Below are 16,075 nucleotides of genomic sequence, written 5' to 3' on the forward strand. Positions count from 1 at the left end.
TGAGTTCGGCGTGAGGGCGGGGCGACCTGACCTTCAGCAGCGCGAAGCCGTCGACGGAACGGACGGGACGGAACCACGCACCGCTCGTCGGCGAGGGGAGTACGGCAGGGTCGGACCGTCCGACAGCTCCGGCGGCGCGGGGGCGGTGACCTTGGTGCGATGCGTCTGTCCGTCGGCGGTGGTGATCAGGACCGCGAGCCTCCAGATGCCGGTGCCCAGGGCGGGTCCGCGGTTCGCGGGCTCCTGTGCGTCGCGATGGCGCAGCGGCACCGTCGCGGTGAGCAGCAGGGTGCCGTCGTGCTGCGGCTCGAGCTCCAGGGGGACCTGTTCGCGAGCGGTTCCGTGGATGAGCAGCAGAGCGGCGGAAGCGACCTGCCGCCCCGGGACGGCGACGGCGAAGTTCAGGGTCCGGCCGTTGGTGACCGAGTAGTGGACGGGCCGGAGCTGCGCGCGAGGGCGGATCCCGCCGCCGATCGTCGGGACCGTGTGCAGCTGCTCCACGCGACGGCGTATTCGGACGGCGGCCCGGCGAGCACGTTTGGCAGCGCCCACCGCATAGGGCAGCAGTGAGTCACTCACGGCGATCCCGGCTTCCACTCAGAGCTGATGGTCAGCGTCGCATGGTGCCAAGAATGAGCATCATCGGCAAGTTGACTCACAATTTGACCCTTATGTGATGACGATCACGTGATCGCGTGAAACCTGCCCATCTCTTACTCCTCTTCTCCTGTGGCGATCTTGCTTGACCGCCACAGAGGGGGAGAAGGAGCCATGGGCAGGACCGAATCGCATTATCCCGCGCCGTCCCGGCGTGCCGTACTGGCCTGTCTGGCGGGTGCTTCGGCAGCGCCCCTGGTGGGCGGCTGCACCGCCGCGGCAACCCGCTCGCCAGCTTCAGACGCACCGGCGGGTGCGAACGGTTCCGGCACGCCGGCCGAGCGACCGGGCAGGGAACAGCGGATCGGGTTCGCCCGGCCGGGACGCGCGCGTGTGATGCAGTTCGTGGCGCATCCGGACGACGACCTGTTCTTCATGAACCCAGACACCGCGGACACGCTGTCGAGCGGAGTGCCGGTGACGACCGTGTATCTCACGGACGGCGGCTCCTTCGGTGTGAACGCGGTCCCGGGCCGGCCGAAGCCGCGGCCGGACGTTCCGGCGTACGTCTCGGCACGTCAGCAGGGTCTGCGGCAGGCGTACGCGCAGATGCTGGGGGCGCCGCTGTTCAGTACCTGGGAGCGCACCACCCTGCGGCTCCCCGGTGGCCGGGAGGTCGAGCTCGATCGGCTCGAGTATCAGGGAAGGTCCGCGGAGCTGATTTTCCTCAACCTCCGGATGCATGCGAGGAACGACGGCAGGCCCGTCAACATGGCGCACCTCTGGGCCACTCCCGATGTGAGTCTCCCGGCGCGTCCCGCGCCGGGGTCCCCCGTCGGTGCGCCCTTCTCCTACCGCCGGGCGGACCTGATCGATGCCCTTGTCTCCCTGCTCCGGCGCTACCGGCCCACGCTGATACGCACGCTCGACCCCGACCCGGACTCCCAGGTGCACGACCGGCTGCATCCGCGCGCCAGCGATCAACCGGGCTACTCGGACCACCCCGACCACACTGCTGCCGCGCTCTTCACCTGGGCCGCGCTGGCCAGATGGGCCGGACACAGCACCAGGATCCCGTTGTTCCAGACGGAGACGTACCGGGGCTACTACAACGAGCGCTGGCCGAAGAACCTGCCTCCGGAGACGGTCGCCCTCAAGACGTGGCACCTCAACGCCTACGGCGGTGACGCTTCCTGGGAGTGCGGCAACCCGTCCGGCTGCGGAGACTACTCGATCGGCGGGGACCGCGTGCTGACGTCGAAGCGGGGATGGGTGCGCAGCACCCACCGCCGTTATCCCACCGCCGGTCCGAAGGCCGTCACCGGCGCCGACGGGCGGACGGTGGTGTACGGCGTCCTGGGGACCCGCCTCGCCCGGTGGACGGCTACGACCACCGGAGGGCTGGGTGCCCCGGAGGACCTCGGGGGCGGCCCCCTCGCACCCGCGATAGCCGTCGCCACCGCCCCGGACGGCAGCCGGCTGATCTTCGCGCTGCGTTTCTCCGGCCTGGCCGGGAGCGTGTCGGGCAACACCCGCGAGATCGTCATGCTTCGGCAACGAACGCCGGGGGGCGACTTCGACACCGGCTGGCACAGCCTCGGCAGTCCTGAGACGGAGCCGCGGCGCAGCAGGCTCACCGGCCCGCCGGCGGCGGTGACAGGGCCCGACGGCCGGGTCCATGTCTTCGTACGGAACGGGAGAAAGGGCGTGAGCACCCGTGTGCTCGACGGGGACGGCAACTGGTCGGGCTGGCGTCGGCTGCCCGGCGGGCACATACAGGAAGGGCTCACGGCCACGGTGGACGGCGACGGGCTCATCCATCTCTTCGCCTCCTCGTCCGGCTGGGTCGAGCACTGGGCGCAGCGCAAGCCGTCAGCCGGACTGCGCAAGGGGTCGCGCAGGTTCGTGGCCCAGCCGGGGGACGTCCCCGACGCGGTCACCGCCTCGGACGGCTCGGTGCTGGTCGGCTACCGGCAGGCGGCCGGCGACCGGGTCATGGTCGAGCGTCTCGGCTCCGGCAAGGCGGGCCGCTGGGCGACAGTGACGGCGGTGCCCGTGCCCGGTTACGGGCGGGTCGGTCTCGTCGGTGGCCGCGATGCCCGCGCTGAGGAGCTGCTCATGGCCGTCAGGGCCGGAACCGGCGCGGCGCAGGTGTACGACGGTCGGGGCGGCAGAGTGGTCATGACGGGAGCCCCGTCCGTGATGGTGGGGACGGCCGGGACTCCGGGGGGTCCTGGCAGCGGCCCGGCGGCTGTTGTCACACTCGGGCTCGGGGGTGTGCCCGTGGTCACACAGCTGCGGTCGGAGCCGGAGAGTGCCTGAGGTGGGACGAGGACGTGCCCGCCGGTCTCCTAGAATGACCGGATGACGTGGATGATCACAGGCGGTGCGGGCTACATCGGTTCTCATGTGGTGAAGGCCCTCACCGAATGCGGGGAGCGCGTGGTCGTTCTCGACGACCTCAGCACCGGCGACCCGGCGAGGCTTCCGGCCGGTGTACCGCTGGAGCGCGGTTCCGTGCTGGACAGGGAACTCGTGGACCGCGTACTGCGGGACCACGCGGTCCAGGGCATCGTCCACGTGGCGGCGAAGAAGCAGGTCGGCGAGTCCGTCGAGCGCCCGCTGCACTACTACAAGGAGAACGTCACCGGCCTCCAGACGCTCCTGGAGGCCGCGGCAGCGGCAGGAGTCCGCCGGTTCCTGTTCTCCTCGTCCGCCGCCGTCTACGGGATGCCCGATGTCGACCTGGTGACGGAGCAGACGGAATGCGCTCCCATGAGTCCCTACGGCGAGACCAAGCTTGCCGGCGAGTGGCTGGTGCGCGGGGCCGGCCGGGCGCACGGCATGGCCACGGCCTCGCTCCGCTACTTCAACGTGGCCGGTGCCGCGTCCCCCGAGCTCGGTGACCCCGGCATCTTCAACCTCGTGCCCATGGTCTTCGAGCGACTTGACCAGGGCCGGTCGCCGCTGATCTTCGGGAACGACTATCCGACTCCGGACGGCACCTGTGTACGCGACTACATCCACGTCGAGGACATTGCGTCCGCGCATGTGGCGGCAGCACGCCGGCTGGTCGAGGACCCCTCCGCGGAACTGGTCCTGAACATCGGCCGCGGAGAGGGCGTGTCGGTCGCCGAGATGGTGGACCTCATCCGCGAGGTCAGCGGCCGCACGGACACCGAGGCCGAGATCGCGCCCCGTCGCCCGGGGGACCCGGCGCGGGTGGTGGCCTCGGCCGAGCTGATCCGCAAGGAGCTGGGCTGGAGCGCCCGGTACGACGTCCGGCAGATGGTCGAGTCGGCGTGGCAGGGCTGGCGCCTGCGGCACCCCGGTCAGGAGCACTGAACCCCGTAGAACCTCCCGTACACCGCCGAGATCCCTCGGGCCCGGGCCGACGACCGCCTCGCGCGGCCGTCGGCCCGGGCTTTCTCGTTCCACGGAGGAGGGATGCCCTGCCCGCCGTCACTGCCCATGAGGTGATGGGGCATCACTCAAGCGGGTGCAATTGCGGCTGGACGTCGCTATCCGGACATACCGTGGTCCGTCCCGGAGCGGACCTGAACGGAGCGACGGTGAAGATCTCCTTCCTCATCCACACCATCTACGGCATCGGCGGGACCATCCGTACGACGCTGAACCTGGCCGAGGAGCTGGCCGACCGGCACGAGGTCGAGATCGTCTCCGTGTTCCGGCACCGTGACCCGCCGGCGTTCCCGATCGATCCCCGGATCACCGTCGTTCCCGTGGTCGACATCCGGCAGGCCAATCCCCTGAACGACCGGCAGGACCCGCTGTTCGCCGAGCCCTCCCGGGCCTTCCCCCGTTCCGAGGCCCGGTACAAGGAGTACAACCGGCTCATCGACGACCGGGTCCGGGACCACTACGCCGCTTCCGACGCGGACGTCGTCATCGGCACCCGGCCCGGGCTGGTGGCCTATGTCGCGCAGTTCGCGCCCGCCTCCGCGGTCCGTATCGGCCAGGAGCACATGACGCACAACCACCACAAGGCCGCGCTCCGCGAGGAGATGTACGAGCACCTCGACGCGATCGACGCCTTCGTGACGGTCTCCGAGGGCGACGCGAAGGCCTGGCGCGACAAGATGCCGCTGCGCAGCACGCGGGTGCTGTCGATCCCGAACAGTGTGCCCGAGCCCTCCGTGCGACCCTCCGACGGCACGGGCCGGACGATCGTGGCCGCCGGCCGGCTGGGGGCGGAGAAGCGGTTCGACGTACTGATCGACGCGTTCGCCCAGGTCGTCGCCGTACGGCCCGGCTGGACCCTGCGCATCTACGGGTCCGGCGACCAGCGGGACGCGCTGCTGACCCGCATCCATGAGCTCGGCCTCTACAACGAGATCCATCTGATGGGGCCCTGCTCGCCGATCGAGGCGGAGTGGGTCAAGGGGGCCGTCGCCGTTTCCGCGTCCCGCCACGAGTCGTTCGGCATGACGCTGGTGGAGGCGATGCGCTGCGGTGTGCCGGTGGTGAGCGCCGACTGCGACTACGGCCCGCGCGAGATCATCGAGGACGGCGTCGACGGACTGCTCGTCCCGGTCGGCGACGCCCGGGCCATGGCCCGGGCGCTGCTGCGGCTCGTCGACGACGAGGATCTGCGCCGTGGCATGGCCGCAGCCGCGGTGCGCAACGCGCGCCGCTTCGACCCCGGGGTGGTGGCCGAGCGGTACGAGGCCCTGTTCGAGGAGCTCGCCGCCGAGGTGGCGCAGCGCGCACGTGTCCCCGCGACCGCGCCGCTCGCCGACTGCACCGTCGCCCCGGACGGTTCGCTGGAGGTGCGTCCGGTGGGACCCCTGCCTGCGGGCAGTGACAGCGGCGCCCGGCTGGTGTGTGTGCGCACAGGGGCGCGTAAAGAGGTGCGGACCTTCGACCTGGACGCGACGGGGTCGGTTACGGTCCCGGCCGCCGAGGTCTTCCCGGAGGGGGTGTGGGACGTCTTCCTCGAGCCGGCGGCCGGCACCGGGCAGCGGCTGGCGGCCCGCGTCGTCGACCAGCGTGGCGCCCTGTACGCGGCCGGGCGCGTGACGCCCGGCGAGGGGGTGCGCCATCTCCTTCCGTACGCGGACACGGCCAAGGGCGGCGTACTCGCGCTGCGATCCTGGTACCGGCCGGTCCATGCAGAGGCGGGGGACGTCCGGATCGACGGTCCCCGGGTGACCATCGAGGGCAGCATGCTCGGGACCGCCGCGGTCTCCCGGGCACCCGTGCTGGTACTGCGCCGCCGGGGAGAAGGGGCGGACGAGATCCATTTCCGTGGCAAAAAGGTCGGCAAGGACGGATTTCGGTTCCGTTTTTCCTCTTCCGTACCGGCGGCCTCACAGGTGAGTGGAAACGATGTGTGGGACTTTTTCATTCGCTGTGCGCCCGCTGTGAAGCCGGTCAGGATCGGCCGGCTGCTCGATGATCTCGTGATGAAGCAGCGGATTTTCGTATACCCGCACACGGTCTTGGGAAGCGCAGGCAGACGGGCCTGCCGCGTGCAGTGCTACGGCGTGTGCTGGGACGGCAACGAAAGAAGATCCGGGTGCACGTTTATTACACGCTCTCGAACGACCTCGCGCTCAATGTGGCGGATATGTAAGTGCCGCTTCTCCCGCTCTGTGATACTTCACTCCATCCGAACGTGTGGCGTCAGTCACCTGGCCGAGAGGTGCCGTTCGGGGGCGCATGCCCGCAACGCCAGGGTGAACAGCAGGTTTATTCGAATGTGTGCGAGGTGTCAGCCGTCTTGCGGGACGGTGAGTACGAATGTCAGCATCGGCCTTGTCCCCAGCCCCCGCCAGATTGGTCCCCTTGTCCGTGCACCACATGGCCAGATCCCGAACCACAGCTGTCCTGCTCGCCGGGGGTACCGGTCAGCGGGTGGGGCTCGCGATTCCCAAGCAGCTGGTGAAGATCGCGGGTAAGGCGGTCATAGAACACACCCTGGCGATTTTCGAACAGGCCGACTCCGTCGATGACGTCGTCGTGATGATGGCGCCCGGTTATGTCGCGGAAGTCGAGAAGATCGTCGCGAAGGCCGGGCTGGCCAAGGTCACCAAGGTCCTCGAGGGCGGCGCGACCCGCAGCGAGACCACCGAGCGGGCCATCGCCGCTCTCGGTGAGGGCCTCGCGGAGGGGGAGGACCTCAACGTCCTCTTCCACGACGCGGTCCGTCCGCTGCTCTCCGAGCGGGTCATCAAGGACTGCGTCGACGCGCTGGACCGCTATCAGGCCGTCGACGTCGCCATCCCCTCCGCGGACACGATCATCGTGACCCGGACCCACGGCGAGGACGGCGAGTTCATCACCGACGTCCCGGACCGCTCCCGGCTGCGCCGCGGGCAGACCCCGCAGGCGTTCAAGCTGTCGACGATCCGCAAGGCGTACGAGATCGCGGCGTCCGACCCCAACTTCCAGGCGACCGACGACTGCTCGGTCGTGCTGAGGTACCTGCCGGACGTGCCCATCTACGTCGTCGCCGGCGACGAGTACAACATGAAGGTCACTCAGCCGGTCGACGTGTTCATCGCCGACAAGCTCTTCCAGCTCGCCTCGACCGCCCTCCCGGCCCCGGCCGACGAGCGGGCATACCGCGAGCAGCTCACCGGCAGGACGGTCGTCGTCTTCGGCGGCTCGTACGGCATCGGCGCCGACATCGCCGCGCTCGCCGAGTCGTACGGCGCCAAGGTGTACGCGCTGGGCCGCTCCACCACCGGCACGCATGTCGAGAACCCCGAGCACGTCGAAGACGCCCTCTCCAAGGCGTACGCCGAGAGCGGCCGCATCGACTACGTGATCAACACCGCGGGCGTGCTGCGCATCGGCAAGCTGGCGGAGACGGACAACGCGGCCATCCAGGAAGCGCTGAACGTGAACTACCTGGCGCCCGTCCACATCGCCCGCGCGTCGCACAAGTATCTCGCGGAGACCCGGGGCCAGTTGCTCCTCTACACCTCCAGCAGCTACACCCGCGGCCGTGCCGAGTACAGCCTGTACTCGTCCACCAAAGCCGCCATGGTGAACCTCACCCAGGCCCTGTCGGACGAGTGGGCCGCCGACGGTGTCCGGGTGAACTGCGTGAACCCCGAGCGCACCGCCACCCCGATGCGCACCAAGGCGTTCGGCGTCGAGCCCGCAGGTTCGCTGCTGTCGTCGGAGGCCGTCGCCCGTACCTCGCTCGACGTGCTGCTGTCCGAGCTGAACGGTCACGTCATCGACGTCCGGCAGCAGGACCCGACCCGTGATGCCTCGGAGGCGACCGGGTTCGAGCAGGCCCTCGCATCCGTCCTCGACCGCCACGAGGACGAGGAACACAGCTGATTGCTCATGCGCTGGGGCCTCTGCGGTCGCCGCAGGGGCCCTAGTCTGTCGAGCGGGGCTCAACGTCCTTCGCAGAAAACCGTCGGCACCCCCTTGGAGCAGGTTTTTCCGTGATTTCGAAAGCCATTCGCATGGCACGCGTGGGCAGCGGATCGGAGCTGGCAGCCGCGCTCCTGCTGATGCTGGGATTCCCGTGCCTCATGCTCGCGGCGATAATCCCCAGCCTCTGGTTCTTCGCAGTGGCCGTCGCCGTGACGTACGCGGCGGACCAGTTCCTGCACCAGCGCTCGAGCTATCTGGTCAACCGGCTCGCCAAGGTGCGGGCCGGTCTGTCGATCCGCTTCCTGGTGCGTCAGCTGCTGCTCGTGCTGCTGCTGGCCCGGATGGGATTCGCGGAGGAGCCCGTCTTCTACGTGACGGTCGCCTGCCTCCTCGGCTTCTACGGTCTCCAGGCGCCGCACGGCGCGATGGTCACGCTGATCCGGTTGCGCCGCAAACTGCCCGTGGTCACGCGCAATGTCGATCTGAGCCGCGTGCGCATCCCGGACGCGCCGCCGCGCCCGCTGCTGGACCGCTCGGCGGAGAAGATGCTCCACCTCGACGTCTTCGCCTTCATCGGTGTACTGATCGCCGTCGGGACCGACCGCACCGTCTTCGCGTACGCCGGACTCGGCCTCACCCTCCTCCTCGCGGTCGTCTACCTGGTGCTGCTCGTCCCGCACCTGCGGCCGGGCCGTCTCGTGCCGCCGCCGGACAAGGTGCTGGCCGGTGTGGACGCCTGGCTGCGTGAGTACAAGCCGACGGTGATGCTCTACTTCTCCGGCTCCAGGGAGTCGGCGTACCAGGTCAACATGTGGCTCGACACCATGGCCAAGATCGACGGCCGGCCGCTGATCGTCCTGCGTGAGCGCAACATCGTGCCGCAGCTCGGCGCCACGTCCGTCCCGGTGATCTGCGTGCCCGGCGGGGTGCACCTGATGAACCTGGACCTGTCGACTGTCCGGGTCGCGCTGTACGCCGCCAACGTCGGCAAGAACATCCACATGCTGCGCGTACCGACCATGAAGCACGTCTTCATCGGCCACGGCGACAGCGACAAGCTCGCCAGCGTCAACCCGTACAGCAAGGTCTACGACGAGGTGTGGACCGCCGGCCGGGCCGGCCGTGACCGGTACGCCCTTGCCGACGTCGGTGTGCGCAGCGAGGACATCGTCGAGGTGGGCCGCCCCCAGCTCGCCCCCATCCGTTCGTGGACGGGCGGGCCGCAGAAGCCGATCCCGACGGTCCTGTACGCCCCCACCTGGGAGGGCTGGGACGACAACCCCGGCAACACCTCCCTGCTGCTGGCCGGCGAGAACATCGTGGAGCGGCTGCTGAACGCGGAGCGGCCCATCCGCCTCGTCTACAAGCCGCATCCGTTCACCGGCACCCGCAGCGCGGAGGCCAAGGCCGTCGACGCGCGGATCAGGGCGCTGGTCGAGGCGGCCGCCGCAGCCCGGGCGATCGACCCCCGGTGGGCGGCGGAAGCGGAGGCCGACTCCGCGGACCATGCCGCCGCGCGCCTCGTGCTGGAGCGCGTCGAAGCACGCCTCGCGGAACTGTCGGGCGTGTCCAAGGCCGCCGGGGACGAGGCGGAGGAGGCCCGCGACTCGGTGGCGGACCCGGCGCGCGAGGCCGAGATCATGAAGCTCAAGGACGAGTGGAACGCCGCATACTGGCGGTCCTTCGGCTGGTGGGAGCACCGGGTCATCACCGGTCCCGAGCCGCGCCTGTACGACTGCTTCAACGAGTCGGACGGCATGGTCTCCGACATCTCCAGCGTGGTCTCGGACTACATCGCGAGCGGCAAGCCGTACGCGGTCACCGACTCGGCGGGCCTCGGAGAGGCGGAGTTCCGGCGGCAGAACACCGCGGTGCGCGCCGCTGTGATCCTCTCCAACAGCGCCGCGGAGCTCGACGAGCTGCTCGCGGCCGTCTCCGACGGTGCGGCGGACACCCGAGCCGAGGCCCGGCGGGAGCTCAAGGAGTATCTGCTCGGTCCCGACGAGCCGACGTCCCTCCAGCAGTTCGACGCCGCGGTACAGGCACTGGCCGCCCAGGCGGAGGCGCGCAATCTGGGGCTGCGACAGCGGCTCGCGGGCCCCGAGCAGGCGCCGGGGCTCGACGACTCGACCGTGGGCGACACAGCTGTGGGCGGCTGACGCGACCGTCCGCGGCGGCCCGGTGGCGTTCCTGAGGGACGCCACCGGGCCGCTGTCGTCTTCATGGCCGTCGACGACGTGCTCACGGCGTGATGTGCACATTTGACCGGAGGGTCGCTCACCGCAACCTTTGCCCGGTTCGGGTTGTCTTTATGTCCATGAATGACTCTCTCGTGCCCGACGTCACCGTTGTCGTCGGCGCCTATGAAGCCATGCCGTACCTGGTCCGCTGCCTGGAGTCGGTGGAGTCGCAGACCATGGGCGCCGACCGCATCGAGATCGTCGCGGTCGACGACGGCTCGACGGACGGCACGGGCGAGTACCTGGAGGAGTTCGCCGCCCGCACAAAGGTGCGCACCACGCTGGTCCGGCAGGCGAACTCCGGCGGGCCGAGCGGTCCTCGCAACGTCGGTCTCTCCCTGGCGCGGGGCCGCTATGTCTTCTTCCTCGACGCCGACGACTTCCTCGGCGACGAAGCACTGGAGCGGATGGTCACCATGGCGGACCGCGCCGGGACGGACGTGGTGCTCGGCAGGATGGCCGGGCGGGGCCGCGGGGTTCCCCGCTCGATGTTCAACGAGACCGTCGAGCGTGCCGATGTGTACTCGTCACGGATCATCTACGCGCTCAGCGCGCAGAAGCTGTTCCGGCGCGAGATGCTGTGCCGGCTCGGCCTCACGTTCGACGAGAGTCTCCCTACGGGTGAGGACTCGCTGTTCACCATGGAGGCGTATCTCGCCGGCAACGGCGTCTCCGTGGTCGCCGACTACGACTGCTACTACCTGGTCGGCCGTGAGGACGGCAAACACGCCACCCGGCGCGGGACCTATGCGGACCGCTTCGAGGCGCTGACCGGTCTGACCCGTGTGATCGCCCGCCTGGAGCCGCCGGGACCGCGCCGCGATCTGCTGATGGTCAGGCCGTTCACCGTGGGTCTGCTCCAGCAGTTCGGACCCGGTTTCCTGCGGCAGCCGGAGTCCGAGCAGCGCGACAAGCTGCGGCTGGCGGCCGCAATGACCGGGTACTGGAACGAGGGCGTCGCGGGCCGCGTCAGGGTGGGGGAGCGGCTGGTGCTGGAGTGCGTCGCACGGTGCCGGCTCGACCTGCTGAGGGACATGGTGGAGTTCACCGCCGCCGAATCGGTCCCCGAGGTGGTCCGTGAGCCCCGCCCGGGACGCCGGGGCTGCGTGTATCTCGCCTATCCGCACTTCAGGGACCCCGCGGCGGGCCTGCCCGACCAGCTGTACGCCGTCACCGTGCCCGACCGGGCCGGCAGTTGCCGGGTCCTGCCGCCGGAGGCGCAGGCCCTCACCGTACGGCGGGTGGTGCGCGGGGTACGCAGACGGGTACGGCGCCTCGTGCGCAGCGCCCGGAACCGGAACACAGCGTCTGTGCAGAGGAACCGTGGGTAAAGTCGAAAGAGCAGAGCGGCATCCGCTCGGAGAACATCACTCGACTCGAGGACATGAATCGTGAAGGCACTCGTTCTCTCCGGAGGGGCGGGCACCCGCCTGCGTCCCATCACGCACACCTCGGCCAAACAGCTGGTTCCCGTCGCGAACAAACCGGTGCTCTTCTACGGCCTCGAGGCGATCGCGGAAGCGGGGATCACCGAGGTGGGTGTGATCGTCGGCGACACCGCCGACGAGATCAGGGAGGCCGTCGGGGACGGGTCCCGATTCGGTGTGAAAATCACCTACATTCCGCAGGAGAAGCCGCTCGGCCTGGCGCACGCCGTCGCCATTTCGCGGGACTTCCTCGGCGAGGACGACTTCGTGATGTACCTCGGCGACAACTTCATCGTCGGCGGTATCACCGGCCTCGTCGAAGAATTCCGTACGGAACGCCCGGACGCGCAGATCCTGCTGACGAAGGTGCCCGACCCGACGTCCTTCGGTGTCGCGGAACTCGACGGGGACGGCCGCGTCGTGGGCCTGGAGGAGAAGCCGAAGGAGCCGAAGAGCGATCTCGCCCTCGTCGGTGTCTATCTCTTCACCCCTGCCGTGCACGAGGCCGTGCGGTCCATCGAGCCTTCCTGGCGGGGCGAGTTGGAGATCACCCACGCCATCCAGTGGCTGATCGACCAGCGCCGCGACGTGCGCTCGACGACCATCGCCGGCTACTGGAAGGACACCGGCAACGTCACCGACATGCTCGAGGTCAACCGCTCGGTGCTGGAGACGGTGGAGCCGAGCAACGACGGCGAGGTCGACCAGAGCAGCGAGATCATCGGTCGGGTCCGGATCGAGAAGGGCGCACGGATCAGCAACAGCCGCATCGTGGGCCCCGCGATCATCGGCGGTGACACGGTGATCAGCGACTCGTACGTCGGCCCCTTCACCTCGGTCTCGGAGGCGTGCCGGATCCAGGACAGCGAGATCGAGTACTCCATCGTCCTGCGCGGCGCCTCCATCACCGGTGTGCGGCGTGTGGAGGCCTCGCTGATCGGCCGGGACGTCGAGGTCACACCCTCTCCCCGCAATCCCTCCTCCCACCGACTCGTGCTCGGCGACCACAGCAAGGTACAGATCTCCTCATGACAACGAAGATCCTGGTGACCGGTGGCGCCGGTTTCATCGGCTCCCACTACGTCCGCACCCTGCTCGGCCCCGGCGGGCCGGGCGACGTGGCCGTCACCGTGCTCGACAAGCTCACCTACGCGGGCAACCCGGCCAACCTCGACGAGGTCCGCGACCACCCCGGCTTCGGCTTCGTGCAGGGCGACATCTGCGACGCCGACCTCGTCGGCAAGCTCATGGCGGAGCACGACCAGGTGGTCCACTTCGCCGCCGAGTCGCACGTGGACCGCTCCATCGACGGCGGCGCGGAGTTCGTGCGCACCAACGTGCTCGGTACCCACACACTGGTCGACGCCGCCCACCGGGCCGGCGTCGAGCGGTTCGTCCACATCTCCACCGACGAGGTCTACGGTTCGATCGACGAGGGGTCCTGGCCGGAGACGCACCCGCTCGAGCCCAACTCGCCGTACTCGTCGGCCAAGGCGTCCAGCGACCTGATCGCCCTGTCGTACCACCGCACCCATGGTCTGGACGTCCGGGTGACCCGCTGCTCCAACAACTACGGGCACCACCACTTCCCCGAGAAGGTCATCCCGCTGTTCATCACCAACCTGCTGGACGGAGGGAAGGTCCCGCTCTACGGCGACGGCGGCAACGTCCGGGACTGGCTGCACATCGACGACCACGTCCAGGGCGTCGAACTCGTCCGCACCAAGGGCCGCTCCGGCCAGGTCTACAACATCGGCGGCGGCACCGAACTGTCCAACAAGGAGCTCACCGGGCTGCTGCTGGAGGCCTGCGGCGCGGACTGGGACGCCAGCGTCGAGTACGTCACCGACCGCAAGGGCCACGACCGCCGGTACTCGGTCGACTGCACCAAGATCCGCGCGGAGCTCGGCTACGAGCCGCGCAAGGACTTCGTCACCGGGCTCGCGGAGACCGTCCAGTGGTACCGGGACAACCGCGCGTGGTGGGAGCCCCTGAAGGAGCGTGCGGCCCTGTGAGCTGGCTGGTCACGGGCGCCGGCGGCATGCTGGGGCGGGACGTCGCCGCCCGGCTGGCCGCGGAGGGCGTCCCCGCCGTCGCCGTGACGCGAGCGGACCTGGACATCACCGATCCCGACGCCGTGCGCTCCTGCCTGGCGGCCCACCGGCCCGCCGTCGTGGTGAACTGCGCCGCGTGGACGGACGTCGACGGCGCGGAGGACCGGGAGGCCGCCGCCCTGGCCGTCAACGGCACCGGCGCGAGGAACGTGGCGGAGGCCTGCAAGGAGAGCGGTGCCGTCCTGCTGCACATGTCCACCGACTACGTCTTCGCGGGCGACGCCACCCTCCCCTACGCAGAGGATGCCCCCACCGCGCCTCGCAGCGCCTACGGGCGCACCAAGCTGGCGGGGGAGCGGGCGGTGCTCGAGCTGCTGCCGGAGACCGGCCATGTGGTCCGTACGGCCTGGCTCTACGGCGCGGGCGGCCCCAACTTCGTCCGCACCATGATCCGGCTGGAGGCGGCCAGGGACACCCTCGACGTCGTCGACGACCAGATCGGCCAGCCCACGTGGAGCGCCGACCTCGCCGATCTGCTCGTGCGGCTCGGGCAGGCGGCGGTGGCCGGGACCGTCCCCGCGGGCGTCCACCACGGCACCAGCCGGGGCGAGACCACCTGGTACGGCTTCACCAGGGAGATCTTCCGGTTGCTGGGCGCGGACGCGGACCGGGTACGGCCGACGGACAGCGGGGCCTTCGCGCGTCCGGCGCCCCGTCCTTCGTACAGCGTCCTCGGGCACGAAGGCTGGCGGGATACCGGTATCGAACCTCTTCGCGACTGGCGCGAGGCGCTCGTAGAAGCGTTCCCCGCACTGATGGAAGCAGAGCGCGGAACGGGTGCTACTGGCCGGTAGACATTTACGTCCGGGCCGCGTACACGCTAACTTCGCTGGGAATCAATCAATTTGATTCCCAGCGAAGGGTTCGATCGGTGGATCGCCACGGTTTTCTGCGTCAACTGCACCGCACGTACAAACCCCGTAACTATCTCGAAATCGGGGTCAACGACGGACGCAGTCTGGCACTCTCCCGGGTCCCTTCCGTCGCGATCGACCCCGCGTTCCGTGTCGTGACGAGCATCAGTTGCGATGTCCATCTCGTCAGGGCCACCAGTGACGACTTCTTCGCGCGCAAGGACCCGCTGGTGCATCTGCGCACCGGCCGTAATCCCTTCCGCGCCCTGGCCCGCAAGGACCCGCTGAATGTGCTCGGCGGCGAGCCGAAGCTCGAGCTTTCGTTCATCGACGGAATGCACCTCTTCGAGTACGCGCTCCGCGACTTCATGAACGTCGAGCGGCATTCACGCTGGTCCAGCGTGATCGTGCTCGACGACATGCTCCCGAGGAACGTCGACGAGGCCGCGCGCGACCGGCACACGAAGTTCTGGGCCGGTGACGTCTACAAGGTCGCCCAGGTCCTGCGGAAGTACCGGCCCGACCTGCTCGTCGTCGAGGTCGACACCGCGCCGACCGGAGTCGTGGCGATCTTCGGCGCCGACCCGGAGAGCACCGTCCTCAAGAACGCGTACGACAAGATCATCGAAGAGTACGTGGTGCCCGACCCCCAGGACGTCCCGGAAGAGACCCTTGTCCGCAAGAACGCCGTCCAGCCGGAGGCGCTGCTGGGGGCCGACTTCTGGCCCGCCCTGATCAAGGCCCGCGCGCTGCGGCGGCCGCGCTCGGCCTTCGCGCCGGTGCGCAGGAGAATCGAAAGGCTCACGGGCTGAACCGTTCCCCTCATGCCCCGGGTCCGCGGGACCCGGGGCGTTCGCCTGCGTGCCGCGCCGTTCAGCCGCGCGCGGCCAGCTCGGCGTAGTAGGCCCGGCACTCCTCGTACCGTGGCAGCAGGCCCTGACGCTCCGCGTCCGCCAGCGACGGTGCCGCGGCGTCCTTGTCGGAGAGCACCGGGGCGATGTCCTGCGGCCAGTCGATGCCCAGACCGGGGTCGAGGGGGTCGATACCGTGCTCACGTTCGGGGGCGTAGCCCTCGGAGCAGAGGTAGACGACCGTGGCGTCGTCCGTCAGCGCCATGAACGCGTGCCCGAGGCCCTCCGACAGATAGACGCTGCGATGGTCGACGTCGTCGAGACGGACCGCGTCCCACTGCCCGAACGTCGGAGAGCCGACCCGGATGTCGACCACGACGTCCAGGACGGCGCCCCGCACGCACTTGACGTACTTCGCCTGGCTCGGCGGGACGTCGGCGAAGTGGACGCCGCGGAGCGTGCCCCGGCTGGAGACCGAGCAGTTGGCCTGGGCGAGCCGCAGACCGTGGCCGACGGCCTTCGCGAAGGCGCCTTCCTTGAACCACTCGTGGAAGCTCCCACGGCTGTCCGGGAAGATCTTCGGCTCGTGCACCCAGGCGCCGGTGATGGAGAGCTGCCGCATGTGATCCTGTC

At 69.5% G+C, this 16,075-nt stretch carries 12 protein-coding genes; 10 read left to right on the forward strand and 2 right to left on the reverse strand.

Translation table 11 applies throughout. The features are described from left to right. Positions 1-33: 33 nt before the first annotated feature. Complete coding sequence (locus GLX30_RS35450) at positions 34-501, reverse strand: hypothetical protein (protein WP_244258267.1); 468 nt, start codon at positions 499-501, stop codon at positions 34-36. Between the two features lie 492 nt (positions 502-993). On the opposite strand from GLX30_RS35450, the gene GLX30_RS23560 reads away from it, so the two are divergent. The 10 genes from GLX30_RS23560 (at position 994) to GLX30_RS23605 (ending at position 15,403) form a co-directional block, all read left to right on the forward strand. Then, positions 994-2,919, forward strand: coding sequence for a PIG-L family deacetylase (locus GLX30_RS23560; RefSeq protein WP_244258489.1), 1,926 nt, complete (start codon positions 994-996; stop codon positions 2,917-2,919). Between the two features lie 42 nt (positions 2,920-2,961). Next, positions 2,962-3,942, forward strand: coding sequence for a UDP-glucose 4-epimerase GalE (gene galE, locus GLX30_RS23565; RefSeq protein ID WP_159692079.1), 981 nt, complete (start codon positions 2,962-2,964; stop codon positions 3,940-3,942). A 227-nt stretch (positions 3,943-4,169) separates the two neighbouring features. Further along, complete coding sequence (locus tag GLX30_RS23570) at positions 4,170-6,518, forward strand: glycosyltransferase family 4 protein (protein ID WP_347879785.1); 2,349 nt, start codon at positions 4,170-4,172, stop codon at positions 6,516-6,518. Next, entirely contained in the window at positions 6,406-7,914 is a 1,509-nt protein-coding gene (locus GLX30_RS23575) for a bifunctional cytidylyltransferase/SDR family oxidoreductase (protein ID WP_159692081.1), read from the forward strand. The genes GLX30_RS23570 and GLX30_RS23575 overlap by 113 nt, the downstream gene beginning before the upstream one ends. A 131-nt stretch (positions 7,915-8,045) precedes the next feature. Further along, complete coding sequence (locus GLX30_RS23580) at positions 8,046-10,115, forward strand: hypothetical protein (RefSeq protein ID WP_244258268.1); 2,070 nt, start codon at positions 8,046-8,048, stop codon at positions 10,113-10,115. Positions 10,116-10,273: 158 nt separating this feature from the next. Further along, positions 10,274-11,527, forward strand: coding sequence for a glycosyltransferase family 2 protein (locus tag GLX30_RS23585; protein WP_159692085.1), 1,254 nt, complete (start codon positions 10,274-10,276; stop codon positions 11,525-11,527). Positions 11,528-11,587: 60 nt separating this feature from the next. Then, positions 11,588-12,655 (forward strand): glucose-1-phosphate thymidylyltransferase, encoded by a 1,068-nt coding sequence (locus GLX30_RS23590; RefSeq protein WP_159692087.1) that lies wholly within the window; start codon positions 11,588-11,590, stop codon positions 12,653-12,655. After that, positions 12,652-13,638 carry a dTDP-glucose 4,6-dehydratase gene (gene rfbB / locus GLX30_RS23595; protein ID WP_159692089.1) on the forward strand — a complete coding sequence of 329 codons (987 nt, stop codon included), beginning with the start codon at positions 12,652-12,654 and terminating at the stop codon, positions 13,636-13,638. Before GLX30_RS23590 ends, rfbB begins: the two co-directional genes overlap by 4 nt. Next, positions 13,635-14,531 carry a dTDP-4-dehydrorhamnose reductase gene (rfbD, locus tag GLX30_RS23600; protein WP_159692091.1) on the forward strand — a complete coding sequence of 299 codons (897 nt, stop codon included), beginning with the start codon at positions 13,635-13,637 and terminating at the stop codon, positions 14,529-14,531. The genes rfbB and rfbD overlap by 4 nt, the downstream gene beginning before the upstream one ends. Before the next feature lie 77 nt (positions 14,532-14,608). After that, entirely contained in the window at positions 14,609-15,403 is a 795-nt protein-coding gene (locus GLX30_RS23605; RefSeq protein ID WP_159692093.1) for a class I SAM-dependent methyltransferase, read from the forward strand. 61 nt (positions 15,404-15,464) lie between these two features. On the opposite strand, the gene rfbC is transcribed toward GLX30_RS23605, so the two are convergent. Next, the gene (gene rfbC / locus GLX30_RS23610; RefSeq protein WP_159692095.1) at positions 15,465-16,064 is read right to left on the reverse strand and encodes a dTDP-4-dehydrorhamnose 3,5-epimerase; all 600 of its coding nucleotides are present in this window, start codon (positions 16,062-16,064) and stop codon (positions 15,465-15,467) included. Positions 16,065-16,075 lie beyond the last annotated feature (11 nt).

This window comes from Streptomyces sp. Tu 2975 (assembly GCF_009832925.1).
Lineage (GTDB): Bacteria > Actinomycetota > Actinomycetes > Streptomycetales > Streptomycetaceae > Streptomyces.